Consider the following 24110-nt stretch of genomic DNA (forward strand, 5'->3'; position numbering starts at 1 on the left):
GCCGACTAAATCATGCGTCTCATTTTGATTTATAATGCAATCAAAAGATGTGACTAAGTGACAGGCTATAAGCTGTCAGTTAAGGACAAAGACGAAACCAGCACTGCGGGTTCGGTTAAACGCGTTTAACTCACACAAAACTTAACCGCGAAAGGTCAACAGACCCTAAACATAAGGCAATAAAAAAGGCGCCCTAAGGCGCCCTTTTTGCGATAATAATCGCTTATTTCTTGCTGCCAAGCGCACCGAAGCGCTTGTTGAAACGGTCAACACGGCCGCCACTATCAAGCATTTTCTGCTTGCCAGTGTAGAACGGGTGACAAGCACCGCAAACGTCCAAGTTTAGGCTTTTGCCTAAAGTAGAACCAACTTTAATCTCGTTACCGCAAGAACATTTAGCAGTAATTTCGTTGTACTCTGGGTGAATACCGTTTTTCATGGGAAAACCTCTAAATTTTGTAGGCCGCGTCGCTATCTGATCCAATGCCAGACACCACACGTAATGATTCACGTTTTGTGAAGGGTGCGAATAATATAGTATCGCTTTTTTACAGGCAAGGATTAACGGAGGATAAATCATCAATGTCGATATCTACGGCGCATGCATTGCTGCGGGTTGCGCTGCCCGTTCCGCTGCGGCGAGAATTTGACTACACCTGCCCTTTGCCCCTGCCCGCACCTGGTTGTCGGGTGTCGGTGCCCTTTGGTAATCGGTCGCTAACGGCGCTGGTATTGTCTCACCCCGACGATTCAGACGTGGCGATCGCTAAATTAAAACCGATTACCGCAATAATAGACCAAATACCAATATTAGCTGAAGCGGAGCTTAAGCTGCTGGCATGGGCCACGCAATATTACCTGCACGCCCCAGGCGAGGTGTATTTTCAGGCTCTGCCTACTTTGTTACGCAAGGGAGAAACTGCAGCCTATCGCAGCTCACCTTATTGGCATCTACTGGATGAGCAGGCCGAAGTGTCGACGCAGGCCATTAAACAACAACAAGCGCTTACCCTGCTACGCCAAGGCCCACTAAGCAGCGGCGAGCTACAGATAAGGGGCATTAGCGGTGCCATTTTGCAGGCGCTGGCCAAAAAGCAGATCATAGAAAAACGCGAGCAAGTGCCCGTTCCTAATGATTGGCGAGATACTGCGCTTATTATTGCCCAAGATGATAAGCCACGCCTGACCACCGAGCAGGCACTGGCGGTGAGCGTGATTCAAGGCGCGAATGGATTTACTCCTTTTCTGCTAGAAGGCATTACCGGCTCGGGTAAAACCGAGGTATATCTGCAAATTATGGAAGCGGTATTGCAGGCCGGCTTACAAGTGTTGGTATTGGTGCCAGAGATAGGCTTAACACCGCAGACCATAGCGCGCTTTCAGCAGCGATTTAGTTTACCGATTAGCACGCTACACTCGGGCATGAACGAACGCGAACGGCTAGATGCTTGGTTGTCATGCCGAGATGGCAGCACCGCCATCGTCATCGGCACTCGCTCAGCCCTATTAACGCCCTTCGCCCGTTTGGGCCTGATTATTATTGATGAAGAGCACGATACGTCATTTAAGCAGCAAGAAGGGTTTCGCTATCATGCGCGAGACTTGGCACTGCTACGTGCTCACCAGCTGAATATTCCGATTGTGCTGGGCTCGGCGACGCCCAGCTTCGAGAGCTTGCACAATGCCGCCAGCGGAAAATATCAGCTACTAACCCTAAGTCAGCGCCCAGGCACGGCGACGGTGGCCGAACATGTATTGCTAGACAGCAGGCATGTACAAATGCATGCCGGTATATCCCCCCAGTTAATTGAGTTGCTGGGCCAAGATTTGGCCAAGGGCAATCAGGTGATGCTGTTTTTAAATCGCCGCGGCTACGCACCGGCCTTGTTATGCCATGGTTGTGGCTGGCTGGCGGATTGTGAACGCTGCGATGCACACTTTACTTGGCATCGCAGCCCCTCACGCTTGCACTGCCACCATTGCGACCATCAGCGCCCGCTGCCGCCGGCATGTCCGCAATGTGGTAGCCAGCAGCTGATTGGTACCGGCCTAGGAACGGAGCAAGTAGAGCAAGCCTTAACCGGCCTGTTTCCGCAATACGGCATTATTCGTATCGACCGAGATAATACGCGGCGCAAAGGCAGTTTTGCCCAGCATTTAGAGGGTATTCGCAATGGCCAATATCAAATATTGATTGGCACCCAGATGCTGGCTAAAGGCCATCACTTTCCCGATGTAACGTTAGTCGCCATGCTGGATGCCGACGGTGCGCTGTTTGCCAGTGATTTTAGGGCCACCGAGCGCTTTGCCCAGCTCTATATTCAGGTAGCAGGCCGAGCGGGCCGGGCCAGTAAGCCTGGGCGTGTGGTATTACAGACCCATCAGCCAGAACATGCGTTGTTGCAAGACTTGGCTAATCAGGGTTATCGCCACTTCGCCAATAGCGCATTACAAGAGCGCCAAGCCGCCATGCTGCCGCCCTTTAGTTTTCAGGCACTGTTTCGCGCCCAAGCTCCCGACGCCAACCACGTTCAAAGCTTTTTACAACAGCTGGTGCAACAGTTACAGCCTCAACTGCCAGCCACCGTGCTGTGCTTAGGCCCACTAAGTGCGCAAATGGAGCGCAAGGCGGGTCAATATCGTTATCAGCTATTGTTGCAGGCTAATAATCGACGTGAGCTGGCAGGGGCTTGCCGCTTAGCGTTGGCATTAATTGATACCCTGGTTTCGGCTCGTAAAGTGCGCTGGTCACTGGATATCGACCCCGCCGAGCTGTGGTAATACCAAAACGATTAACCCACTGCTTTATTTTGTTGCTGTATAAGGTCGAACAAATGATCTATGGAATTAAGACTTAGATATGCGCAAATATGCCTTTGAATTGGTCTGAATGCGCTCCCTTTATGCCTTGGCGGTAGTTTTCTGCAGCCGATATGAGTAGAATTTCCCACCCGGGTTAGCTCCAACCTTGTCTTTAATTTGGTGATAATAATGAAAGAACATATTCAGGCTCTGCTTGAGCAAACGCTATCGATCTTGAAACAGCAAGGCAAGCTGCCTGCAGAACTGGCTCCGCGCATTCAAGTAGACAGAACCAAAGACAAGGCTCATGGAGACTTAGCCACTAACCTCGCCTTGCTATTGGCTAAGCCGGCAGGACAAAACCCGCGCGCATTGGCACAACTGCTAGTAGATAACCTACCCGAGTCTGAGCTGGTGGCAAAAACCGAGCTGGCAGGTCCTGGTTTTATTAACTTTTTTCTCGACAGTAACTGGCTTGGCAGCCAAATAGACGCCATGGTGGCCGACGATCGCGCCAACGTGCCGGTAGCAGAACACCCACAAACCATTGTTGTTGATTACTCGGCCCCTAATGTGGCCAAAGAGATGCACGTTGGCCATTTGCGCTCGAGCGTCATTGGCGATGCCGTGGTGCGTGCCTTGGAGTTTCAGGGCCACAACGTGATCCGTGCTAACCATATCGGCGACTGGGGCACCCAGTTTGGCATGCTGATTGCGCACCTAGAAGAACTGGAAAAAGAAAATCCAGATGTCGCCGATTCGGGCTTATCAGACTTAGAGCAGTTTTATCGCGAGTCTAAGCAAAAATACGATGCCGACCCGGTATTTGCCGAGCGCGCCCGCAACTATGTGGTCAAGCTGCAAGGCGGCGACACTTACTGCTTAACCATGTGGCAGAAGCTGGTCAACATTACGCTGCAGCATAATCAAGCCGTGTACGACCGGCTCAACGTGTCTTTAACGCCGAAGCATGTCATGGGCGAAAGCATGTATAACCCCATGCTGGCGGGCATTGTTGAAGACTTACAACAGCAAGGGCTAGCGGTAGAAGACGAAGGCGCGATAGTGGTGTACTTGGATGAGTACAAAAACAAAGACGGTAACCCCATGGGCGTTATCATCCGCAAAAAAGACGGCGGCTATCTTTACACCACTACCGATATTGCCTGTGCCAAGTACCGTTACGAACAACTGAAAGCCGACCGCGTACTGTACTTTATCGATTCTCGTCAGCATCAACACCTGATGCAAGCGTGGAGCATAGTGCACAAAGCCGGTTATGTACCCGAGTCGGTTAGCCTAGAACACCATGCGTTTGGCATGATGCTCGGCAAAGACGGTCGTCCGTTTAAAACTCGCACCGGCGGCACAGTACGCTTGGTTGACTTGTTGGATGAAGCTCAAGAAAGAGCCTCCGCCCTGCTGGCCAAAAGAGACACCGACCTCAGTGATGCAGAAAAAGCCGAAATTGCCTGTCGCGTCGCCATGGGCGCCGTTAAGTATGCGGATCTGTCTAAGAGCCGTACCACCGACTACATCTTCGACTGGGACAACATGTTGTCGTTCGAGGGTAATACCGCGCCTTATCTGCAATATGCCTACACCCGCATCCAGTCTATTTTCCGAAAGTCTGACATTGTTAGCGATGCAAACTTGCAGGGAAAAGTGATTATTAACGCCCCAGCCGAAGAAGTGCTGGCAAACAAGCTGGTGCAATTTAATGACGCTATTAAGTCGGTGGCCGACAAAGGCTTGCCACACCTGATGTGCCTGTATCTTTATGAGCTGTCTGGCGCCTTTATGAGCTTTTATGAAGCCTGCCCCATCAATAAAGAAGGCGTAAGCATTGAAGAGCGCAGCAGCCGTTTGCGTTTATGTGCAGCCACCGCCAAGGTGCTAAAGCAAGGCCTGTCTTTGCTCGGCATAGACACCATGGAGCGCATGTAATCCATGGCCAAGGATTACGTTCGGCGCACTAAGCCCAAAGCTAAAAGCAAAGGCCGTGCGGCATCAACTAAAGGTGGCGCACGCGGTCGTGCGCCTCAGCCGAGCCGCATACCGGTGCTGCCTATCATTTTGCTAATTATGGTAGCCGGTGCTCTTGGTTATCTTATTTATATTGTGAAAGGGGCAGCCGACGGCAGACAGCCCGCCGTTACTCCGGTGGCCACCCAAACCGCTCCAGCCAAAAAGCCTCCAGTGGTTAATCCTATCGACCAAAAGCCGATTGAAAAGTGGACTTACATCGAGCAGCTAGAAAATAAAGAAGTGGTGGTGCACGTACCAGAAGCAACGGAGTCTACGCGCCCTTATTTGATGCAGTGTGGTTCTTTTCGTTCTGCGGCTCAGGCCGAACAACTGAAAGCCAAAATTGCCTTTCAGGGGTTGGTCGCACAAACACGTCATAAAAGTGGCAGTTCTTGGCATCGAGTCATTTTGGGTCCTTATGACAGTAAGCGACTGGCAGAGCAGCATAAACACAAGCTCATTAAGGCAAAAGCAGTAAGTGATTGTGCAATCTGGTTCTGGGAGGGTTGATCTCGCTCACTGCCGTCCCCATTTCTGTGTAAGTGACATTTTTGCCAGCAAGGCTGGCTACACAGTCAAGTGAGGTTTTTAGTGACAACAATCGTTTCAGTTCGCCGTAATGGCAAAGTGGTTATCGGCGGCGATGGCCAAGTTTCTTTAGGCAATACCGTCATGAAAGGTAATGCCCGCAAGGTACATCGTCTGTTTAATGGCAAGGTACTGGCTGGTTTTGCCGGTGGTACTGCCGATGCCTTTACCCTGCTGGAACGCTTTGAGGCCAAGCTACAGGCTCATCAGGGCAACCTAGAACGCGCTGCGGTGGCGCTAGCCAAAGACTGGCGCACCGACCGCTCCTTACGTCGACTAGAAGCTCTATTGGCGGTTGCCGACGACAAAAACTCCTTCATCATTACCGGTAACGGCGATGTGGTTCAGCCCGAGCAAGACTTGATCGCCATTGGTTCAGGTGGCGCTTTTGCCCAATCTGCTGCCCGCGCACTCTTGGAAAACACCGATTTAGACGCCAGCGAAATAGTGCAAAAAGCGCTAACTATTGCTGGCGAAATCTGCGTGTTTACTAATGGTAATCAAACCGTTGAAGAGCTGGATTACAACCACTAATTTGCTTCGGGCTCGACTTATCGAGCCCGCACCATAGGATTTGATTATGTCTGACATGACACCAAGAGAAATTGTCCACGAGCTAGACAAACACATCGTTGGCCAGTCTGACGCTAAGCGTGCTGTGGCTATTGCCCTGCGTAATCGCTGGCGTCGTATGCAGCTTCCTCAAGAGCTGCGCCAAGAAGTAACACCTAAAAATATTCTAATGATTGGTCCCACCGGTGTGGGTAAAACCGAAATTGCCCGTCGTTTGGCCAAACTGGCCGATGCGCCTTTTATTAAGGTAGAAGCGACCAAGTTCACCGAAGTGGGCTACGTGGGTAAAGAAGTAGACAGCATTATTCGCGATCTTACCGATGTGGCTATGAAGTTGACCCGCGATCAGCAGATCAAAAAACATCGTCATAGCGCCGAAGAAGCCGCCGAAGAACGTATTCTAGATGCCTTATTGCCTAACCCGCGCAATAGCAGGGGCGAAGAAGAAAAGGCAGATAACAGCGGTAGCCGTCAAATTTTCCGTAAGAAACTGCGCGAAGGCCAACTCGACGATAAAGAAATTGAAATAGATGTGTCAGCGCCACAAATGGGCGTAGAAATTATGGCGCCCCCCGGTATGGAAGAAATGACTAACCAGCTGCAAGGCATGTTTCAAAACTTGTCCGCTGGACACACCAGCAAACAGCGCAAAATGAAAATTAAAGACGCGCTTAAGCTGCTAGTCGATGAAGAAGCCGCCAAGCTACTGAACCCTGAAGAGCTAAAAGAACAAGCTATTTATGCTGTAGAAAACCACGGCATCGTCTTTATTGATGAATTTGATAAAATTTGTAAGCGTGGCGAAAGTTCGGGTCCCGATGTGTCTCGTGAAGGGGTGCAGCGCGATTTGTTACCGCTAATCGAAGGCAGCACCATTAACACCAAACATGGCATGGTGCGTACCGATCACATGCTGTTTATTGCCTCGGGCGCGTTTCAAGTGGCCAAGCCGTCTGACTTGATCCCGGAGTTACAAGGTCGTTTGCCCATTCGAGTAGAGCTACGCTCACTGGATACCGATGATTTTGAGCGTATTCTTACCGAACCTAATGCCTCACTTACTGAGCAATACAAGGCATTGCTAGCCACCGAAAATGTGGCCGTCGAGTTTACCAAAGAAGGTATTCGCCGTTTGGCCGAAGCCGCGTGGCGAGTAAACGAAAGCACCGAGAATATCGGTGCTCGCCGTTTACACACCGTAATGGAGCGCCTGCTAGATGAACTCTCTTTTGAGGCGTCAGATAAAGGCGGCTCCACTGTGGTAGTGGATGAAGCTTACGTGGATCGTTACCTCAAAGATTTGGTTGAAGACGAAGACTTAAGCCGCTATATCCTCTAATTTCTTCTCGTTACTGGGAGCGGCCACACGATAGTGATTGAAAACCGCTCCCATCGCCTTATACTTGAAGCCACCTTGTTTCCAGTATGTGGCTGATTCTATGGAATACAATACTTCAGAACTGTGCGATACCTATATTGATATGGTGGATGTGGTTGAACCCATGTTCTCCAGTTTTGGCGGCCGTAATTCCTTCGGCGGCTCCGTTTCTACCATTAAGTGCTTTGAGTCTAACGGCCTCATTATTGAGGCAGTAAAAGAAAATGGCGCAGGTCGGGTGCTGTTGATTGATGGCGGCGGCTCGCTACGCCGCGCACTGATTGATGCGAACATTGCCGAAACCGCAGCCGATAACGGCTGGGAAGGCATCATTTGCTATGGCTGCGTACGCGAAGTAGATGCACTGGAAGAGGTTGATATTGGCATTCAGGCCTTGGCTTCTATTCCGGTAGGTAGCGACGATAATGACATTGGCGAGCACGAAGTACCGGTCAACTTTGGTGGTGTGACATTTTTACCTGCCGACTATGTGTATGCCGATACTACGGGGATTATTCTGTCACCTGAGCCGCTGGATCTGGAAGACGAAGACGACGATCAACAGCCGTAAGCTAAAAGCTAAATTAAACGAAAAGGCCAACCCCATGGGTTGGCCTTTTTTATCTCTAACTTACAGCTTACGGCTTTGTTATGCGCTTTCTTCAACTTGGTCGATTTTGCCCAGCAACACGCGTAGACGATCTTGCCATGCTTCATGCTGCTGCTTTAACTGTTGGTTTTCTTGCTCTATTTGAGTGTGATCTTGCTTTAGCTGCTGATTGTCTTCACCTAGCTTAGCGTTCAACTCTTTTAGCTCTTCCACTTCCATTTGCAGCAAGTCAATGGCATCGACCGCAGCCTGAATTTTCGTTTCTAGTTTTTCTAATACATCAAAAGACATGCTCTCACCCCTAACTTACAATGATTTGGCCCACTGGCCCTCAGCAGCCGAGGATACAGCGGCCCTTGACAGACGACAAGTAGCCGATGCTATTGCGGCGCCGATTAGGTTAAATTTATTTGCTTTACGTCAATAACAGGCGTCAGTTGACGTCTTATATATTCTGATTCATATCTCGTGATGGCATTTCTGAGCAAGGGCGTCCCACTACTCTGGCCGGTACGCCCGCCACGGTAGTGTGTGCCGGTACGGGTTCCAATACCACACTGCCTGCACCAATTTTGGCGCCACAACCCACTTCAATATTACCTAATATTTTAGCGCCGGCGCCAATCATCACCCCTTCTCGGATTTTAGGGTGACGGTCACCGCCGGCCTTACCGGTACCGCCTAAGGTCACGCTTTGCAAAATAGAAACGTTATCTTCCACCACCGCCGTTTCGCCCACGACGATGCCGGTGGCGTGATCAAGCATGATCCCTTTACCAATACGTGCCGCTGGGTGTATATCTACCCCAAACACCACCGATATCTGATTTTGTAAATAAGTAGCCAACGCTCGGCGACCATGACACCACAACCAGTTAGCAATTCGATACCCCTGCAGAGCATGAAATCCTTTTAAATACAGTAACGGGGTCGAAAACAGATCCACGGCGGGATCTCGCTCCTGTACCGCACAAATGTCGGTAGCAGCCATATCAAGAATGGCGGGATCTGCCCCCATCACGTTTTCGATCACTTCACGTAAGCTAATGGCTGGCATCACCGAACTTTCGAGCTTATTGGCTAAAATAAAGCTGAGCGAGCACTTAAGCGTGTCGTGATTCAGTATGGTTGAATAATAAAAGCTGCCGAGCATCGGCTCTTCTACGATCATCCACCGGGCTTCTTCGCGGATGCGCAGCCAGGTACTCGCTTGAATGCCGTTTTCCATTGGTTAAACCTTGTTTGCTTTAAAATGAGATGTAGTCATATCCCCACTATTTTGGGGAAGAACCGACAATGGGTCCATATGAATGATGATATCGGTATCAGAGAATAGCTGCTCCAGCTCTCGCTCGGCTTGCACCACGATTTGATGCGCCTGTACCAAAGGTAAGTTGTCATCTAGTTCAAGGTGCAATTGAATAAAACGCGTCGGTCCCGACTGTCGAGTGCGTAAGTCATGTAAACCATGCACTCCTTCTACTGCCAAGCAAACATCAATAATGCGCTTTTGCTCTGCATCCGGCAACTGGTGATCCAACAACATTTGTACTGCATCATACCCAATTTTTAACGCACCTTTAAGGATATAGCCACCAATCAAGAGCGCAAATAAGGAATCAGCCCAATGGAAACCCAACCAAGCTAAGGCAATCGCCAGCAACACTCCCACGTTCAGCAAAAGATCTGATCGGTAATGCAGCTGATCGGCACGAATTGCTACCGAATTGGTTTTTTTTATCACATAACTCTGATAAAGCACCACTGCAATCGTGAGCACTAATGAAAATATTACCACCCCGATCCCGATCCCTGCATGGCTAACAGTTTGAGTGTTCAATAATCGGGAAACACCGGTGATCATCAAAAAAATGGCCGAAGCACTAATAAATGCCGATTGCGCCAATCCCGCCAATGACTCTGCCTTACCATGGCCAAAACGGTGTTCATGATCAGCCGGCATTAACGCATAACGAATGGCCATCAGGTTAATAAATGAGGCACTAATATCCAATAACGAATCGGTAAGTGAAGCCAACATACTGGCAGAGTCGGTATAAAACCAAGCAAATAACTTGGTTATTATCATTAACGCTGCAGCCACCATGGCGACGATTGCCGCCCGAGTAACCAGCCGCCCATAGCTCGATGGCTCAGAAATAGGCTCATCCACACTTGTCACACCAAACTCCTTAGCCCTTCGGGCTGCTGTAAGTTTTAAGCCGTAAGCGATCAGCCAAAGATAAGTCCTGTTACAAACGAATTAACAGCTAAAAGCGCGTTTACAACAGGGGGGATTTGTCTTTAACTTACCGCTTTGTTAAAGCTACTGTCCGCCAATAAAGTCATGTTGGCGCCATGCTTCGTAACTGATGATGGCCACCGCATTGGATAAGTTCAAACTGCGGCTGTCTACCTGCATGGGAATACGAATTCGCAGCTCAGGTGCTATCTCGGTTAACACGCTGTCGGGTAGCCCTCGAGTTTCTGGCCCAAACAGCAGCACATCGCCAGCTTGATAGCTCGCCTTATGATGGGGCCGACTGCCCTTGGTGGTGCAGGCAAAAATACGCTGCCCACTCACAGCGTCTAAGAAGTCGGCATAGTTTTTGTGCTGGAAGATGCGTCCAAAATCCGCATAGTCTAACCCGGCTCGGCGCAGCCTTTTCTCTTCTAAGGTAAAGCCCATCGGTTCAATAAGGTGCAGTCGGCAGCCATTGTTGCGCGCAAGACGCATAATATTGCCGGTATTAGGGGCAATTTCGGGTTCATAAAGTGCAATATCAAACATGGGTTTTCTCTTTGCATGTGAAGAGTAATAATAGCGCCCAGCACCAAGCTAAATACCGTTCGGCGGCTGTTGTGAAATTCATTTTTCCTGTACAGGGTATTGGATGCAGTAAGGGCGCGCCATGATTTTAGTTTTGGCTCTGATTTTTTTTGTTAGCTTGGCTCTTGGTGCTGGGCGCCCGGCGCTTTACTTCTTCACCGTCTTTCAAAATAAATCCCTGCCGGCGGTCTATTCGCCACCAAGCCCAGCCCAGTGTTATCCCTCGAGCCAGCATAAAACACAACATGGCTAGCCACAGACCGTGGTTGCCTAATGATTGCGCTAAAAACCACACCGGAAAAAACACCCCCGCCGTCGATAACAGCATCATATCGCGCATATCACCGCCGCGCGTCGTGCCAATAAAGATGCCATCCAGAATAAAGCACCAACAGGCGGCGAGTGGCATCAATATTAACCAAGGCAAGTATTCGCGGGCCTGCTCTTGTACCTCCGTGATGCTGGTGATCAGGTTAATCAGCGTATGGCCGCCCAGTGCAAAAATGAGCACAAATAATATCGCTACCACCCCACCCCAAAACACATTTAGGGCGCACGCGAGGCGAAATTCAGCTCGATCACGCTCACCAACCGCCTTACCTACCATCGCCTCTACCGCATAGGCAAAACCATCTAGACCAAATGAGATAAACATCAGAAAGTTTATTAGCACCGCATTCGCGGCCAACACGTCATCCCCAAGGCGCGCACCCTGAAACGTCATAAAAGCAAAGGTCAGCTGCAAACACAGCGCGCGAATAAAAATATCTCGATTAAGGCCAAGTAGCTTTTTAAAGGCTTCCACATGCAAAGTGCGCCGCCAAAAGCCGGCTGTAGGCCAGCAATTTCGCCCCTGTATCGTGCGCCAGACTAACCAGGCTCCTAGTGCCGTGGCCAAGTAGTCGGCCAATACCGATGCGGCTGCCGCCCCTTTAACTTGCCAGCCCAAGCCCAGCACAAACCAGATATCGAGCACAATATTGACCCCGTTACCGAGGATCAATAACAACATAGGCGCACGAGCATTCTGATTACCCAACAACCAACCGAGTAGTACCAAGTTGGTGAGAGCCGCAGGTGCACTCCAAATTCTGACCATGACATATTCACGGCCATACATTTGCACTTGGCTGCTGCCCCCCACCAACCAAAAAGCGAGGTCGGTGAGTGGTTTCTGTAGCACTAAAATAAGCAGCGCCAGCCCCCACGCCAGTAAGCAGCCTCGCACTAATACCTGCAATAACCGCTCGTTATCTCCCGCACCCACGGCTTGGGCGGCAAGGCCGGTGGTCGACATGCGCAAGAAACCCAGCAACCAAAAAATCAGGCTAATAATGGTCGCCCCTACCGCGACGCCACCTAAATAATAGGCATGTTCTAAGTGGCCAATAACGATGGTATCCACCAGCCCCAGTAGCGGCACCGTAATGTTAGACAGCACCATAGGCAGCGCCAACGCAAACACCTGGCGGTGGCGGGCGGCATTAAAAAAAGAGGACCACATAATTAGCTCTTACTTAAAGGCGGGGAAGGGTAAAGACATAAACAAGCGCCCAGCATCAGGCGCCGTTTCTTACGCTAGTCGCGCCAGCGCGCTACTATGGCCGAGAAGTTTTTAACCAGCTCGGGGCCATTGACTAAGGGCATTGCGCTTTGCTCATCGAAGTCGGGCCTAAATGAGGCATGTAACTGCCCTTTAGGATTAACCAGAGCAACTGATGCTGAATGGTCTACTAGATAATTGTCGGCATCGCGATCGAAAATACCGTAAATGAGCCCTAGTTGCTGCACTGCAGGCATAAGTTCGTCATGCTCAGCAGTTACCGTTATAAAGTTTGGATTAAAGTAATGGGTATAGGCCTTAAGCCGCTCCGGCGTATCTCGTGCAGGGTCGGCAGACACAAATATTACCTGCGTCTTATCGCTTATTGCCGTTAGTTCTGGATAAATTCGCGACAGATCCGCTAGCGTAGTAGGGCAAATATCGGGACAAAAAGTATAACCCACAAACACCAAGCTCCAATGACCCTGTAGGTTTTGCTGGGTAAAAGGCTGCTCTTCACCATCAGTTAGGGTAAAAGCCGCCAACTCACGTGGCTCGGGGTACACCACCACCGCACCGGTTAAGCTATTATTTTTATCCGAATACCAAAAACCACCGCTTACGGAGCCTATTACTACTAGAGCAACCGCAAGCCCCCATATCCATCTGCTTGTCTTAGCCATAATTTATCCAGTGGTCCGCCAGTAGCAACACAAAAAGCCACATCAAGTGACTAATTGAAAAGTGAAAGCATTGTAGAGCGGTTTGTGCAGAAGGTCTAAACTTCAACCGCCATGCCCATTGAATAAATCGTAAATTAAGTAAGCTCACACCTACCAAATAGAGCAGTCCCGACATGCCAACGACCCAAGGCAGCAAGCACACCAAGGTAAGTAGCAAGGTATAAAGCAACACACAGGTTTTAGTGAACTCGATGCCATGGGTCACCGGTAACATAGGTACCCCCGCCTTGGCGTAGTCATCTCGACGGTGAATGGCCAGCGCCCAAAAATGTGGCGGCGTCCAAGCAAAAATAATCATCACCAGCAACAGCGCATGGCCATGAAATTCGCCGGTGACCGCCGTCCAGCCTAATAAAGGTGGCATGGCACCGGCAAGCCCGCCAATCACAATATTCTGCGGTGTGGCTCGCTTTAGCCACACCGTATACACCACGGCATATCCCAATAAAGAAGCCAAGGTTAACCAAGCGGTTAGCGCATTCACCCACAATAATAATATGGTAAGACCCACCCCCGACAACACAAAAGCAAACGCCAATGCCGAGCCACTTTGCACTCGCCCTTGCGCTACCGGCCGATGATGAGTACGCGCCATTTTAATATCGATACGCCGGTCTAACACATGATTGATGGCTGCGGCTCCTCCCGCCATCATGCCAATGCCTAAAGTGGCGGTAAAGACCTGCAATAAGTTAGGCACCGTCGGCGTTAACAACATACCCACCACGGCGGTAAGCAAAATTAACGCCACCACCTTAGGCTTGGTAAGTGCAAAGTAATCTCGACAGCCTAGACTCCAACGTGTGGAAAATAATGCGCTTCTAGCCATACACCCTCCCTGATTTTCCAAACTCGTTGTGCCACTCCGGTTAAAATTAATAACAAGAAGGCGGCACCGGCATTATGAGCGACGGCTAATAGTAGCGGTAAATGCAACACCACGTTTGCCACGCCCAACGTCAACTGCAACAATAATCCTAGCGCCAGCCAAACTCCCCAGCGCCGTAATAAAGGCTGTCGCCACAATTGCCACGCCAAACTCAATAAGACTAAGGCCGTCACCATGGCCCACAGCCGGTGTGCAACATGAATAGTGATCCGCTCTGGGGCACTCAACACACCATATTGATAGCTGTCGGCAGGCACACCATGGGGATGAAAGGCGCTCCACTGCCACTGGCTCAACCAATCGCCTTGGCATACCGGCAGCTCAACACAGGCCATGGCCGCATAGTTAGCGGCAGTCCAACCACCAAGCGCAATTTGTATCAACAGTACAAGTATTGCCAGCGCCAGCAAGCCGCTCCCCCTCATGCCATGAAAAGAAGCGGGCTCACGATAAGCCGTTTTGGGCATTCGGGTGTTCATCCACAACCAAAACAATAAGGCCAACAAGGTAAAGCCACCCAATAAGTGCCCCATTACGACCAAAGGCAGCAGATTTAGGGTAACGGTGAGCATGCCTAGCGTGGCTTGCCCACAGACTAGCGCCAGCAACCCCCATGTTACCTTTCTGAGATGTCGATGAGCGTGGCGCAGTGACCATAACGCCATCAGCAAGATAGTTACGCCTAAGGTGCCTGCGGCATAACGATGCACCATTTCGTTGCGTGCCTTGGTGAAGTCGACGGGACTATCAGGAAAGCGCAGCGCCGCCGCATCATGATCTGATAGCGAGCTAGGAGCATAGTTAAAGCCATAGCAGCCTGGCCAGTCTGGGCACCCCAAGCCCGCATCGGTGAGCCGAGTATACGCCCCCAGTATCACCACTATCAGCGTAAGGGTAAAAGCAAACAGACACAGTCGGTGCATGGCTTCCTCCATCGTTCAGCAGACTCTAGCCTGCACGGGAATATTTAAGCAGACGCCGTAAGTCACTCAATAGCGCCTTGCCCATTTTTGCCTGCTCTTGCTCTCGTTCTTGTTCTTGTTGTTTATTTACATCAAACTCGACGCCAGACTTAGAACTCGGCAGTACATAACGCATGATCAGCAAACCCGGAGGATCGGCAATGTAAACGTATCCCGCTTCTAACTCGTTGCTAGTGGGCAGCCGCACTACGGCCACTCGGTCACCGTCTCGGCCCAGCGCAGTGTCTATATTATTAAGCAAGGGCTCAACCCTTAAGCAGGCGTCACAGTCTGGGCTTGTTGGTAGTATTAAACGCCACTGATTATCTGCAGCTATCTGCCCTTGTACCCATTCGCCGTGACTGTTCACTGCAGGAGTAAACCAGCCCTGAGTCAAGGTCAGCCAAGCCAATGCCACCGGCAGCAAAAATACCGCCAGCATGGCTAACAAGACTTTTCTAGACCTAATCTGCTGGCCAGGATGCGCATGGTGACTCGGTTGTGACTTATTACGAAAGTTCGAGGTTTTACGTTCCATCATGTTGCCTCCGGTAATACCAAGCAGCGGCAAGCCATACTGCTAGCGTCATAGCAAACCATTGCACCGCATAACCAGTATGGCGCTCTGGCCCCATAACGACGGGCTTCCAGTCGCCTTGCTCAGCACCCACCTTCAATACAAAGGGCAATACCGACTCGCCCCAGATCTGCGCTAGCTCAACGGGTTGCAAATTTGCAACCAAGGGATGGCTTGGATTAAACGACACCTCAGCTAGCGTTAACGGCACCACATAGGGGCGAACAAGGTGGCCAGTTAACTGTGCTGGTGACTGGTTTGAGATAAGAGGCTTAGTGACAGGTAACTGGCGCCGATCTGGGTTTGCCGGCCACCAGCCGGTGTCTACCGCCAACAAGCCATGACGAGTTTGTAGCGGACGGATCAAGCGATAACCGACTCGCCCCGACTCTATCTGATTATCGAGCCATACATCCCCGCCCGCCAGAAAGAGCCCATTGACCGCCAGCTGATAACCAAAGGGAGCCTGAATAGAGAGGGCTTCATTCAGAGTCAATTCGAGGTCGTGACGCTGATGCCACTCCAGTAACAACAGCCGTTTTTCATCGGCGCGTGATAGCTGCCAAGTTCCCATGACGATCATCAACAAAGAGATCACTGCCGTCAGCACCAGTAAACCGCCACTTTTTCCTATACTCAACATTCAGCTTCTCCTGGAACGCATCCATGCTATTCAAGCTACTGATTGTATTATTACTGCTGTTTATGATTGGCAATCTGTTTTGGGGGCTTAAATCTATGCTCTCGCAACAGGCCCCCCGGTTGATGAGCCGCTATATCGGACGGCGCTTAATCTGTGCCGTACTCATAGTGCTGCTGTTGATCATTGCCCTAGCTGCGGGATGGATAGTCCCTCACTCACCCCTAATGAAGGTTTCATAAGAGCCTTTATAGAATATAGACAAAAATAAACAAACAGAGCCAAACTACGTCCACAAAATGCCAATACCAACTGCTGGCCTGAAAACCAAAATGCTGCGCCGGAGTAAAATGCCCCTTGCGCGCCCTTAGCCACATGATGGCCAGCATCAGCGTCCCCAAGGTGACGTGAGCACCGTGAAAACCGGTAAGTAGGAAGAAAGTATTACCATAAATACCCGAATCCAGCCGTAGGCCCAGTTCCTCATAGGCATGCACATATTCCCACACCTGTAGGGTTAAAAAGATCATCCCCAGCAGTACCGTCAACCCCAGCCACTGACTCAGGCGCAGTCGCTTGTTATCAAGCAGCGCCAAATGAGCCAAATGCGCGGTCACCGAAGAAGTGAGTAGAATCATGGTGTTAATCAGCGGCAAACCAAACCAACCCATAGCCGTGGTTTCTATGCCTCCTGGGGTGCTTAGTAACGGCCAGCTGGCGGTAAAGTCCGGCCACAGCACGGCGTTGGTCATCACATTGTTGCCCGCCCCACCCAGCCAGGGCACAGAGAGAATGCGGGCATAAAACAAGGCGCCAAAAAAAGCGCCAAAAAACATTACTTCGGAAAAAATAAACCAGCCCATCCCCAAGCGAAATGAACGATCCATTTGGTTGCTATACAGCCCGGCGCTCGATTCATCAATCACATTGCCAAACCAGCCAAACAGCATCACCGTCATCACCAAAGTACCCGCAGCAAATACGATAGGTCCGGCAATGCCACCAATTTCCGCCACCCAAAGCCCTGCCCCCGAAGCCAGTAAAAACAATCCTAAAGCACCCACCAACGGCCAAGGACTCTGGTCCGGCACATAATATGACTGAAGCTTGACCGACATGTTTGCCTCCTTGGCTCAGCTACTGCTGGCTCGTTCCGTGATGTCATAAAGGGTGTAGGACAAGGTAAATACCTCTATGTCTGCCGGCAGATCCTTGTCCACATAAAAACGCATCGGCATCACCGCTTCGCCGCGTCCTGCCAACGGTTGCTCTTGAAAGCAAAAACATTCTGTTTTGCGTAAGTGGCTGGCCGCACGCCCGGGGGAAACAGACGGAATCGCCCGCAGTGTAATGTCGTTATTACTGGGGTTGTTGATAGTAAAGTCTACTTGGTGCATCTCGCCAGGCCGTACCTGCAACTGGCGAACCGATGGCGTAAACTCACCCCGCAGGCCACTACTTTGGTAGGTAATAAACTCCACCGTAATCAATCGCTGTTCATCCACGACCCTAGACTCGGCTACTGGGCGGTTAGCAGTTTTGCCATTGAGCCCCGTAATGTCACAAAAGACGTCATACAGGGGCACCAGCAAAAAACCAAAACCAAACATAGCGACGGCCAGCAAGGCCAGCTTAAGTGCCTTATTATCGTGCATCATCGTCTGTTACCTCCGGTGGCGTACCAAAGGTATGATAGGGGGCAGGCGAAGGCACCTTCCACTCCAGACCATGGGCTCCTTCCCAAGAGCGAGCCAATGCCGGCTCACCGCCGCGAATACACTTGACAATGAGTACCACAAAAATTAATTGTGATAAGCCGAAGGCGAAACCACCGATACTGACCAAAACATTAATGTCGGCAAATTGCAGTGAATAGTCAGGGATCCGTCTTGGCATTCCGGCAAGTCCAAGAAAGTGCATCGGGAAAAACAACACGTTAACCGAGATAACTGAGCACCAAAAATGCCACTTGCCCAATCGCTCATCAAACATGTGGCCGGTCCATTTCGGTAGCCAGTAATACACGGCTGCAAACACAGAAAGAACGGCACCGGTAACCAACACATAATGAAAATGGGCCACCACAAAATAGGTATCGTGATACTGAAAGTCTGCAGGGATAATGGCCAACATGACCCCGCTGAAGCCGCCAATGGAAAACAGCACGATAAAGGCAATGGCAAATAACATCGGCACCTCAAAGCTCAGCGACCCTCGCCACATGGTGGCTACCCAGTTAAAAATCTTAACTCCCGTGGGTACCGAGATAAGCATGGTGCAATACATAAAGAACAACTCGGCAGCCACCGGCATACCAACGGTAAACATGTGATGCGCCCATACCAAAAAGCTTAAGCCCGCAATAGAGACGACGGCGAACACCATAGAGGTATAGCCAAACAAAGGTTTGCGGCTAAAAGTAGGAACAATGGCCGAAATAATGCCGAAGCTCGGCAATATCATGATGTAAACCTCGGGATGACCAAAAAACCAAAAGATATGCTGGAACATCACCGGGTCGCCACCACCGGCTGCATCAAAGAAGCTGGTACCAAAATATTTATCGGTCAACACCATGGTTACGGCCCCAGCTAGCACCGGCATCACTGCAATCAACAAAAAGGCTGTAATTAACCAAGTCCAACAGAACATGGGCAGCCTCATCCATGTCATGCCTGGTGCTCGTAAGTTCCAGATGGTAACAATGACGTTAATCGCCCCCATAATAGAGCTGATGCCCATAATGTGGATGGCGAACACAAACAGGGCGGTACTGTCTGGCGAATAGGTAGTAGAAAGGGGCGCGTAAAAAGTCCAGCCAAAGTTAGGGCCACCGCCGGGCATAAACAACGACGACAGCAGCAATAAAAAAGCAAAGGGCAGTATCCAGAAGCTCCAGTTATTCATCCGTGGTAACGCCATGTCTGGCGCGCCAATCATTAATGGAATCATCCAGTTAGCCAGCCCCACAAAGGACGGCATAACGGCACCAAAAATCATGATCAAGCCATGCATGGTGGTCATTTGATTAAAAAAATTGGGTTCAACTAACTGCAATCCAGGCTGAAATAATTCGGCGCGGATCAGCATGGCCATAAAACCGCCTACAAAAAACATACACAAGCTGAACAATAAATACATCGTACCGATATCTTTATGATTGGTAGTAAACAGCCAGCGTTTAATGCCCTTGGCCGGGCCATGATGCACCTCGTTAACGTTCAGGTGCTCATCGGCGGTATTGGTTTTATTTAACGGTGCCATCCCTGCCCCCTATTGTCCTTGTCTGGCCTGCTCAATATCGCTGGGTTGTATTACATCTTTAGTATCATTGCCCCAGGCGTTACGCTCATAGGTAATCACTGCCGCCAGCTCTTGAACTGACAACTGCTTGTTAAAGCTTTGCATGGCGGTGCCGGTTTTTCCGTACAGCACGATATTCAGATGGGCCGCCTTATCTTTGAGGATCAACTCATTACCTTTAAGAGCCGGAAAAGCACCGGATATACCTTCGCCATTTGCTTGGTGACACGCGGCGCAAGTACGCTGATAGACCTGTTCGCCTTGCTGCATCAGCTCATCCATCGACATTTCCATTGCCAGCAGTTTTTGCTCATCGGCTTTATCTTGGGCTTGTTTTTCCTGCGCACTCGCCAGCCATCCATCAAACTCATCGCCGGTTCGAGCATCCACTACTATCGGCATAAAGGCATGATCTTTACCGCACAGCTCGGCACACTGGCCGCGATAAATACCGGGGTCGTTGATACGGGTCCAAGATTCGTTAATAAAGCCAGGCACCGCATCTTTTTTCACCGCAAACGCCGGCACCCACCAAGAGTGAATGACGTCATCCGAGGTTATAAGAAAACGAACTTTTCGGTCGGTAGGTAATACCAAAGGGTAATCAACTTCAAGTAAGTAGTTTTCTCCCTTAGCCACCTGCCCTGTAATTTGCTCTGGCAAGGTGCCAATGCGGCTATAAAACTCCACTCCTTGATCAAAATAACGGTAGTGCCACTTCCATTGCGAGCCGGTGATTTGCACCGTGAGATCCGATTCGCTGGCATCTTCCATCGCAACCAAAGTACGGGTGGCAGGAATCGCCATGGCAATCAAAATGATAAAGGGAATAATGGTCCAAATAATTTCGACCTTAGTGCTTTCGTGAAACTGAGCAGCTTGGGCACCTTTAGATTTGCGATGGTGAATAATGGCCCAAAACATAACGCCGAACACCACCACTCCAATCACGGCGCAGATGATGAGAATGATCATATGCAGCCCATATACCTCTTGGCTGATATCAGTGACCCCTTCAGTCATATTGAAGCGTGTTTGCGCTCGCATTGGCAGGGATATCAGCAAGAATAACAGCAGAAAAATTAGCTTCACCACGCACCCCCAGTTTCATCCTGAATTTTGGTGTACTTATCGTGTAAAACCGAGTGGCCAGACTCATTCCTCACCGACCCAACACTCACAACAAGTAAAGCATCAAAAGCGAAAAAAGAAAGCAGACAGAAGAAAATCACGTAAAGATTGAGTGAGGAGTTAAAACTAAATCGCGGGGACTGATGTCTTGTAGAGTTGAATTATTTTAGGTGGGAGTATTAGACCAAAAACGGCAGCATGACCTAAAAAGGTCACTGAACGAGGCATAAGCAGGCAAAATATAGGACATTGGGGCCGCATGGCAGCCCCAATTTAAACGGCGGTAAAAAGCTTAGAAGTCGGCGTTGCGGATAACGCCTACCGCCAGCCCTTCGATAATTAGCTCTTGGCTGCGCAGGTCGATTTCGATAGGTGACAACTCGTCATTTTCGGGAAGCAAGCTCACCTTGCTGCCTTTACGCTGAAAACGCTTTACCGTTACTTCGTCGTCTAACCGTGCCACCACTACTTGGCCATTACGAACTTCCTGGGTTTTGTGCACCGCCAGCAGATCACCGTCCATAATGCCGATATTCTTCATACTCATCCCCTTTACTCGCAGCAAAAAGTCGGCGGCAGGATGAAACAGCGCAGGGTCTAACTGATAATGGCTCTCTATGTGCTGCTGGGCCAGAATGGGCTCGCCGGCCGCCACCCGACCAATCAGCGGTAAGCCCGCATCTTCTTGCTCCTCTTCTTCAACTAACCGAATGCCCCGAGACGTACCCGGCATCATGGTGATCACACCTTTTCTGGCCAAGGCCTTAAGGTGTTCTTCGGCGGCGTTGGCCGATTTAAAGCCTAATGTACGGGCAATTTCGGCACGGGTGGGTGGCATGCCGGTTTGTTGGATATGTTCTTTAACTATATCCAGTACCTGAGACTGACGCGGAGTAAGGGCTTTCATAGTACACCTGTTTTTTTATACAGCTTACTGTCAGTATATCCAGTAAACTCAACAGAGCAAGTACAAAATCCTGCTGCAGTAGCGTCAAGACATCGGAGGTCTGATCTGATAATCTTGCCCACCGCATAAATATTGGGGTTGCTGTTGTATGATGTTCGGTTCTTCTTGGGCTCGCCGCTTGTTTCGTCCGTTAATTGCCACCTTGGTAAACCATAAAAGTCTGCCCGCCGATCCGGTGGCCGAATTGGCCATCAATCTTGAGCAGCCGATTGTTTACATCTTAAAAACGGCGTCTATTTCAGACTTACTCACACTAGAGCTTTGCTGCGAAAAATTAGGCCTGCCGAGCCCTTTTGCGCCTTTAACGATTGAAGCGCACATCCAGCCCCGGGTGATCTGCTTAGATAAACCCGCCAGCTTAGGTCGTCGCGCTCGCGGCGCAACCCCTTACTTGGCTGAATTCAATCAACTGTTAGCGGCACAAGAGCGGCACCCGGCTCCCATTCAGCTAGTTCCGGTGAGTCTATTCTGGGGCCGAGCACCGGGCCGCGAAGGTGACCGTGCGTCTTCGCTGAGCATAGTACGCAGTCGTTCCCCTAGCGCCTTGCGCAAGGCGCTAATCGTGCTGCTAAAGGGCAGAGAAAATCGGGTACGTTTTAGTGCGCCGTTGTTGTTGACCCAACTTCAAGAGCGCTCGGCTGCCGACCCTAATCTAGCTCATAAGCTAGCCCGCATTACTCGTCTTCATTTTAGCCGCCAACGGCTGGCCGCCACCGGGCCAAAACTGCCAAACAGAGAGCTGCTGCTAACACAATTATTGCAAACCGACGGCATAGTGCAGGCCATACAAGAGCATAGCCAGCAGCAATCACAAGATATCGCAGCGTCGCGTCGTCAGGCTCAGGCCTATATGAATGAAATTGCTTCTAACTTTTCCTATCCGCTGATCCGCTTTGGCGACCGATTACTCGGTTGGCTTTGGCACAAACTCTATCGCGGCCTGTCGGTAACCGGCGCCGAGCGAGTACGGCAATTGGCTCAAGAAGGCCATGAGCTAGTCTATTTGCCCTGTCATCGCAGCCACATGGACTATTTACTGCTGTCTTATGTGATTTATCACCAAGGCATGGTGCCGCCCCATATTGCGGCCGGCATCAACTTGGACTTCTTTCCTGCCGGCCCCTTATTTCGTCGTGGCGGGGCCTTCTTTATTCGTCGTACCTTTAAAGACAACAGACTTTACGCCACCGTGTTTCGGGAGTATCTCAATTTATTATTTCGCCGTGGCTATGCGGTGGAATACTTCGCCGAGGGCGGCCGCTCGCGCTCCGGTCGTTTGCTCCCTGCCAAGCCCGGTATGCTGTCGATGACCCTCGAAGCCGCCATGCAAAACAATGATCGTCCCATCACTTTAATCCCAGTGTATCTAGGCTATGAACATGTCATGGAAGTGGCCAGTTATCATAAAGAGTTACAAGGTGGCAGTAAGCAAAAAGAAAGTGTTTGGCAACTGCTGGGCATCATTCGCAAGCTACGTAACTTTGGCCGTGGCTTCGTCAACTTTGGTGAGCCATTGCCATTAGCCGAATGGCTAAATACAGAGGCAGCACCACACAGCACCACTCGCGAGCTAGTCACTCCGCTGGCCCGCGAGGTAATGACCCGCATTAATTCCGCCGCCGCCGTAAATGGCCTCACGCTAAGTGCCACCGCACTGCTTACTTCAGATCGCCACGCCCTCACTCGCCAGCAGCTGCAACAACAAATGCAGATCTATCTGGATTATCTGCGCCTTTGCCCTTACAGCGAACACGTGGTTATTCCTGAACAACAAAGCGAACAATTACTGGCTCAAGCATTAGAACTAGGAAAATTTGAGCAAGAAACTAATACCTTGGGGGAGATCATCTATCTTGATCGCCACCAATCGGTACTGTTGAGCTATTATCGCAACAATATACTGCATCTATTTGCCCTGCCGGCACTGTTAGCAACTTTAATAGAGCGTCATGAGGGCATTGTTACCAGCGAGTTATTACGACGCTTACAGCGTTTATACCCCCTGCTAAAAGCCGAGCTGTTTCTTAATGTGGCGCACTGCGAGTTATCGGCACAACTTGAGAGCCAGTTAGCAGCATTACAGCAACTGGGTTTAGTGGAGTTTCGCCAGCAAGGCTGGTGGGTTGAGCCACAGCAACAGCTGCAACTACTGTTATTGGCAAGGATTATTCGACCTTCGTTGCAACGCTACAGTGTGGTAGTCGCCTGCCTAAAGCCCAGCGTCGAGCGCCAGCAGCTGCAAGATAACAGCCAGCAACTCGCCGAACACCTAGCCATGTTACACGGCATTCAGGCGCCTGAATTATTCGACAAAACGCTGTTTAATATGCTGGCTGAGGCATTAGAAACTGCAGGTTACGGCCATCAGGCTCAAGCAGGACATGACGAGCTAGAGCAGCTACGTTGCACACTCTACCCCCTATTGCCCAGTGCCGTCCGCCGCAGTTTGCAAGGTTGAATGTTGAATGTTGAATGTTGAATGTTGAATGTTGAATGTTGAGCAAAAATATAACACCAAGTACCGAGCTAAAAGATCAATGTTTGGA

24 protein-coding genes are annotated in these 24110 nt (G+C 50.3%); 8 read left to right on the forward strand and 16 right to left on the reverse strand.

Features of this window, described 5'->3' with window-relative positions; genetic code table 11:
* Positions 1-223: 223 nt before the first annotated feature.
* Positions 224-439 carry a 50S ribosomal protein L31 gene (gene rpmE / locus ACFQ1C_RS06725; RefSeq protein WP_379557834.1) on the reverse strand — a complete coding sequence of 72 codons (216 nt, stop codon included), beginning with the start codon at positions 437-439 and terminating at the stop codon, positions 224-226.
* 143 nt (positions 440-582) lie between these two features.
* Here rpmE and priA point away from each other — a divergent pair, with 143 nt between their 5' ends.
* From priA to rraA, 6 genes are all read left to right on the forward strand, one after another.
* Positions 583-2781 carry a primosomal protein N' gene (gene priA, locus ACFQ1C_RS06730; protein WP_379557835.1) on the forward strand — a complete coding sequence of 733 codons (2199 nt, stop codon included), beginning with the start codon at positions 583-585 and terminating at the stop codon, positions 2779-2781.
* Between the two features lie 210 nt (positions 2782-2991).
* Positions 2992-4749, forward strand: a complete 1758-nt coding sequence (gene argS / locus ACFQ1C_RS06735; protein WP_379557836.1) for an arginine--tRNA ligase — start codon at positions 2992-2994, stop codon at positions 4747-4749.
* Positions 4750-4752: 3 nt separating this feature from the next.
* A complete protein-coding gene (locus ACFQ1C_RS06740; RefSeq protein WP_379557837.1) occupies positions 4753-5340 on the forward strand; it encodes an SPOR domain-containing protein in 588 nt (195 codons plus the stop codon).
* A gap of 81 nt (positions 5341-5421) precedes the next feature.
* Entirely contained in the window at positions 5422-5952 is a 531-nt protein-coding gene (gene hslV, locus ACFQ1C_RS06745; RefSeq protein ID WP_379557838.1) for an ATP-dependent protease subunit HslV, read from the forward strand.
* A gap of 46 nt (positions 5953-5998) precedes the next feature.
* On the forward strand, positions 5999-7330 hold the full coding sequence (gene hslU / locus ACFQ1C_RS06750) for an HslU--HslV peptidase ATPase subunit (protein WP_379557839.1): 1332 nt from the start codon (positions 5999-6001) through the stop codon (positions 7328-7330).
* Between the two features lie 100 nt (positions 7331-7430).
* On the forward strand, positions 7431-7940 hold the full coding sequence (gene rraA / locus ACFQ1C_RS06755) for a ribonuclease E activity regulator RraA (protein WP_379557840.1): 510 nt from the start codon (positions 7431-7433) through the stop codon (positions 7938-7940).
* 78 nt (positions 7941-8018) lie between these two features.
* Here the strand turns inward: rraA and zapB are convergent, their stop codons facing one another.
* The 10 genes from zapB to ACFQ1C_RS06805 all read right to left on the reverse strand — a co-directional run bounded on the left by zapB (position 8019) and on the right by ACFQ1C_RS06805 (position 16166).
* Positions 8019-8270 carry a cell division protein ZapB gene (gene zapB / locus ACFQ1C_RS06760; RefSeq protein ID WP_379557841.1) on the reverse strand — a complete coding sequence of 84 codons (252 nt, stop codon included), beginning with the start codon at positions 8268-8270 and terminating at the stop codon, positions 8019-8021.
* A gap of 154 nt (positions 8271-8424) precedes the next feature.
* A complete protein-coding gene (gene cysE, locus ACFQ1C_RS06765) occupies positions 8425-9207 on the reverse strand; it encodes a serine O-acetyltransferase (RefSeq protein ID WP_379557842.1) in 783 nt (260 codons plus the stop codon).
* Positions 9208-9210: 3 nt separating this feature from the next.
* The gene (gene fieF, locus ACFQ1C_RS06770) at positions 9211-10161 is read right to left on the reverse strand and encodes a cation efflux pump FieF (RefSeq protein WP_379557843.1); all 951 of its coding nucleotides are present in this window, start codon (positions 10159-10161) and stop codon (positions 9211-9213) included.
* 144 nt (positions 10162-10305) lie between these two features.
* A complete protein-coding gene (locus tag ACFQ1C_RS06775; protein WP_379557844.1) occupies positions 10306-10770 on the reverse strand; it encodes a tRNA (cytidine(34)-2'-O)-methyltransferase in 465 nt (154 codons plus the stop codon).
* A gap of 127 nt (positions 10771-10897) precedes the next feature.
* Positions 10898-12313: an MATE family efflux transporter DinF gene (gene dinF / locus ACFQ1C_RS06780; protein ID WP_379557845.1), complete on the reverse strand. Its 1416-nt coding sequence runs from the start codon at positions 12311-12313 to the stop codon at positions 10898-10900.
* 74 nt (positions 12314-12387) lie between these two features.
* The gene (locus tag ACFQ1C_RS06785; protein ID WP_379557846.1) at positions 12388-13035 is read right to left on the reverse strand and encodes an SCO family protein; all 648 of its coding nucleotides are present in this window, start codon (positions 13033-13035) and stop codon (positions 12388-12390) included.
* Positions 13028-13924, reverse strand: coding sequence for a heme o synthase (gene cyoE, locus ACFQ1C_RS06790; protein WP_379557847.1), 897 nt, complete (start codon positions 13922-13924; stop codon positions 13028-13030). The genes ACFQ1C_RS06785 and cyoE overlap by 8 nt, the downstream gene beginning before the upstream one ends.
* On the reverse strand, positions 13885-14907 hold the full coding sequence (locus ACFQ1C_RS06795) for a COX15/CtaA family protein (RefSeq protein ID WP_379557848.1): 1023 nt from the start codon (positions 14905-14907) through the stop codon (positions 13885-13887). Before ACFQ1C_RS06795 ends, cyoE begins: the two co-directional genes overlap by 40 nt.
* 25 nt (positions 14908-14932) lie before the next feature.
* Positions 14933-15487: a hypothetical protein gene (locus ACFQ1C_RS06800; RefSeq protein ID WP_379557849.1), complete on the reverse strand. Its 555-nt coding sequence runs from the start codon at positions 15485-15487 to the stop codon at positions 14933-14935.
* The gene (locus tag ACFQ1C_RS06805; RefSeq protein WP_379557850.1) at positions 15474-16166 is read right to left on the reverse strand and encodes an SURF1 family protein; all 693 of its coding nucleotides are present in this window, start codon (positions 16164-16166) and stop codon (positions 15474-15476) included. The genes ACFQ1C_RS06800 and ACFQ1C_RS06805 overlap by 14 nt, the downstream gene beginning before the upstream one ends.
* A gap of 23 nt (positions 16167-16189) precedes the next feature.
* Between ACFQ1C_RS06805 and ACFQ1C_RS06810 the strand changes: the two genes are divergently transcribed.
* Positions 16190-16405, forward strand: a complete 216-nt coding sequence (locus ACFQ1C_RS06810; protein WP_379557851.1) for a DUF2909 family protein — start codon at positions 16190-16192, stop codon at positions 16403-16405.
* Positions 16406-16411: 6 nt separating this feature from the next.
* Here ACFQ1C_RS06810 and ACFQ1C_RS06815 read toward each other — a convergent pair whose 3' ends face one another.
* From ACFQ1C_RS06815 to lexA, 5 genes are all read right to left on the reverse strand, one after another.
* Complete coding sequence (locus tag ACFQ1C_RS06815; protein WP_379557852.1) at positions 16412-17281, reverse strand: cytochrome c oxidase subunit 3; 870 nt, start codon at positions 17279-17281, stop codon at positions 16412-16414.
* Between the two features lie 15 nt (positions 17282-17296).
* Positions 17297-17821 carry a cytochrome c oxidase assembly protein gene (locus ACFQ1C_RS06820; RefSeq protein ID WP_379557853.1) on the reverse strand — a complete coding sequence of 175 codons (525 nt, stop codon included), beginning with the start codon at positions 17819-17821 and terminating at the stop codon, positions 17297-17299.
* On the reverse strand, positions 17808-19427 hold the full coding sequence (ctaD, locus tag ACFQ1C_RS06825; protein ID WP_379557854.1) for a cytochrome c oxidase subunit I: 1620 nt from the start codon (positions 19425-19427) through the stop codon (positions 17808-17810). Before ctaD ends, ACFQ1C_RS06820 begins: the two co-directional genes overlap by 14 nt.
* Before the next feature lie 9 nt (positions 19428-19436).
* Positions 19437-20558, reverse strand: coding sequence for a cytochrome c oxidase subunit II (gene coxB / locus ACFQ1C_RS06830; protein WP_379557855.1), 1122 nt, complete (start codon positions 20556-20558; stop codon positions 19437-19439).
* Positions 20559-20889: 331 nt separating this feature from the next.
* Positions 20890-21504 (reverse strand): transcriptional repressor LexA, encoded by a 615-nt coding sequence (gene lexA / locus ACFQ1C_RS06835; protein WP_379557856.1) that lies wholly within the window; start codon positions 21502-21504, stop codon positions 20890-20892.
* 148 nt (positions 21505-21652) lie between these two features.
* Here lexA and plsB point away from each other — a divergent pair, with 148 nt between their 5' ends.
* Positions 21653-24022, forward strand: coding sequence for a glycerol-3-phosphate 1-O-acyltransferase PlsB (gene plsB / locus ACFQ1C_RS06840; RefSeq protein WP_379557857.1), 2370 nt, complete (start codon positions 21653-21655; stop codon positions 24020-24022).
* Positions 24023-24110 lie beyond the last annotated feature (88 nt).

Source organism: Oceanisphaera ostreae (assembly GCF_042676125.1).
Classification (GTDB): Bacteria; Pseudomonadota; Gammaproteobacteria; order Enterobacterales; family Aeromonadaceae; genus Oceanimonas; species Oceanimonas ostreae.

Excerpts from the sequence above, each read along its gene's own strand:
- rpmE (WP_379557834.1), bottom strand. The coding sequence starts at position 439 with ATGAAAAACGGTATTCACCCAGAGTACAACGAAATTACTGCTAAATGT.
- priA (WP_379557835.1), top strand. The coding sequence starts at position 583 with ATGTCGATATCTACGGCGCATGCATTGCTGCGGGTTGCGCTGCCCGTT.
- argS (WP_379557836.1), top strand. The coding sequence starts at position 2,992 with ATGAAAGAACATATTCAGGCTCTGCTTGAGCAAACGCTATCGATCTTG.
- ACFQ1C_RS06740 (WP_379557837.1), top strand. The coding sequence starts at position 4,753 with ATGGCCAAGGATTACGTTCGGCGCACTAAGCCCAAAGCTAAAAGCAAA.
- hslU (WP_379557839.1), top strand. The coding sequence starts at position 5,999 with ATGTCTGACATGACACCAAGAGAAATTGTCCACGAGCTAGACAAACAC.
- rraA (WP_379557840.1), top strand. The coding sequence starts at position 7,431 with ATGGAATACAATACTTCAGAACTGTGCGATACCTATATTGATATGGTG.
- zapB (WP_379557841.1), bottom strand. The coding sequence starts at position 8,270 with ATGTCTTTTGATGTATTAGAAAAACTAGAAACGAAAATTCAGGCTGCG.
- cysE (WP_379557842.1), bottom strand. The coding sequence starts at position 9,207 with ATGGAAAACGGCATTCAAGCGAGTACCTGGCTGCGCATCCGCGAAGAA.
- ACFQ1C_RS06775 (WP_379557844.1), bottom strand. The coding sequence starts at position 10,770 with ATGTTTGATATTGCACTTTATGAACCCGAAATTGCCCCTAATACCGGC.
- dinF (WP_379557845.1), bottom strand. The coding sequence starts at position 12,313 with ATGTGGTCCTCTTTTTTTAATGCCGCCCGCCACCGCCAGGTGTTTGCG.
- ACFQ1C_RS06785 (WP_379557846.1), bottom strand. The coding sequence starts at position 13,035 with ATGGCTAAGACAAGCAGATGGATATGGGGGCTTGCGGTTGCTCTAGTA.
- cyoE (WP_379557847.1), bottom strand. The coding sequence starts at position 13,924 with ATGGCTAGAAGCGCATTATTTTCCACACGTTGGAGTCTAGGCTGTCGA.
- ACFQ1C_RS06795 (WP_379557848.1), bottom strand. The coding sequence starts at position 14,907 with ATGCACCGACTGTGTCTGTTTGCTTTTACCCTTACGCTGATAGTGGTG.
- ACFQ1C_RS06800 (WP_379557849.1), bottom strand. The coding sequence starts at position 15,487 with ATGATGGAACGTAAAACCTCGAACTTTCGTAATAAGTCACAACCGAGT.
- ACFQ1C_RS06805 (WP_379557850.1), bottom strand. The coding sequence starts at position 16,166 with ATGTTGAGTATAGGAAAAAGTGGCGGTTTACTGGTGCTGACGGCAGTG.
- ACFQ1C_RS06810 (WP_379557851.1), top strand. The coding sequence starts at position 16,190 with ATGCTATTCAAGCTACTGATTGTATTATTACTGCTGTTTATGATTGGC.
- ACFQ1C_RS06815 (WP_379557852.1), bottom strand. The coding sequence starts at position 17,281 with ATGTCGGTCAAGCTTCAGTCATATTATGTGCCGGACCAGAGTCCTTGG.
- ACFQ1C_RS06820 (WP_379557853.1), bottom strand. The coding sequence starts at position 17,821 with ATGATGCACGATAATAAGGCACTTAAGCTGGCCTTGCTGGCCGTCGCT.
- ctaD (WP_379557854.1), bottom strand. The coding sequence starts at position 19,427 with ATGGCACCGTTAAATAAAACCAATACCGCCGATGAGCACCTGAACGTT.
- lexA (WP_379557856.1), bottom strand. The coding sequence starts at position 21,504 with ATGAAAGCCCTTACTCCGCGTCAGTCTCAGGTACTGGATATAGTTAAA.
- plsB (WP_379557857.1), top strand. The coding sequence starts at position 21,653 with ATGATGTTCGGTTCTTCTTGGGCTCGCCGCTTGTTTCGTCCGTTAATT.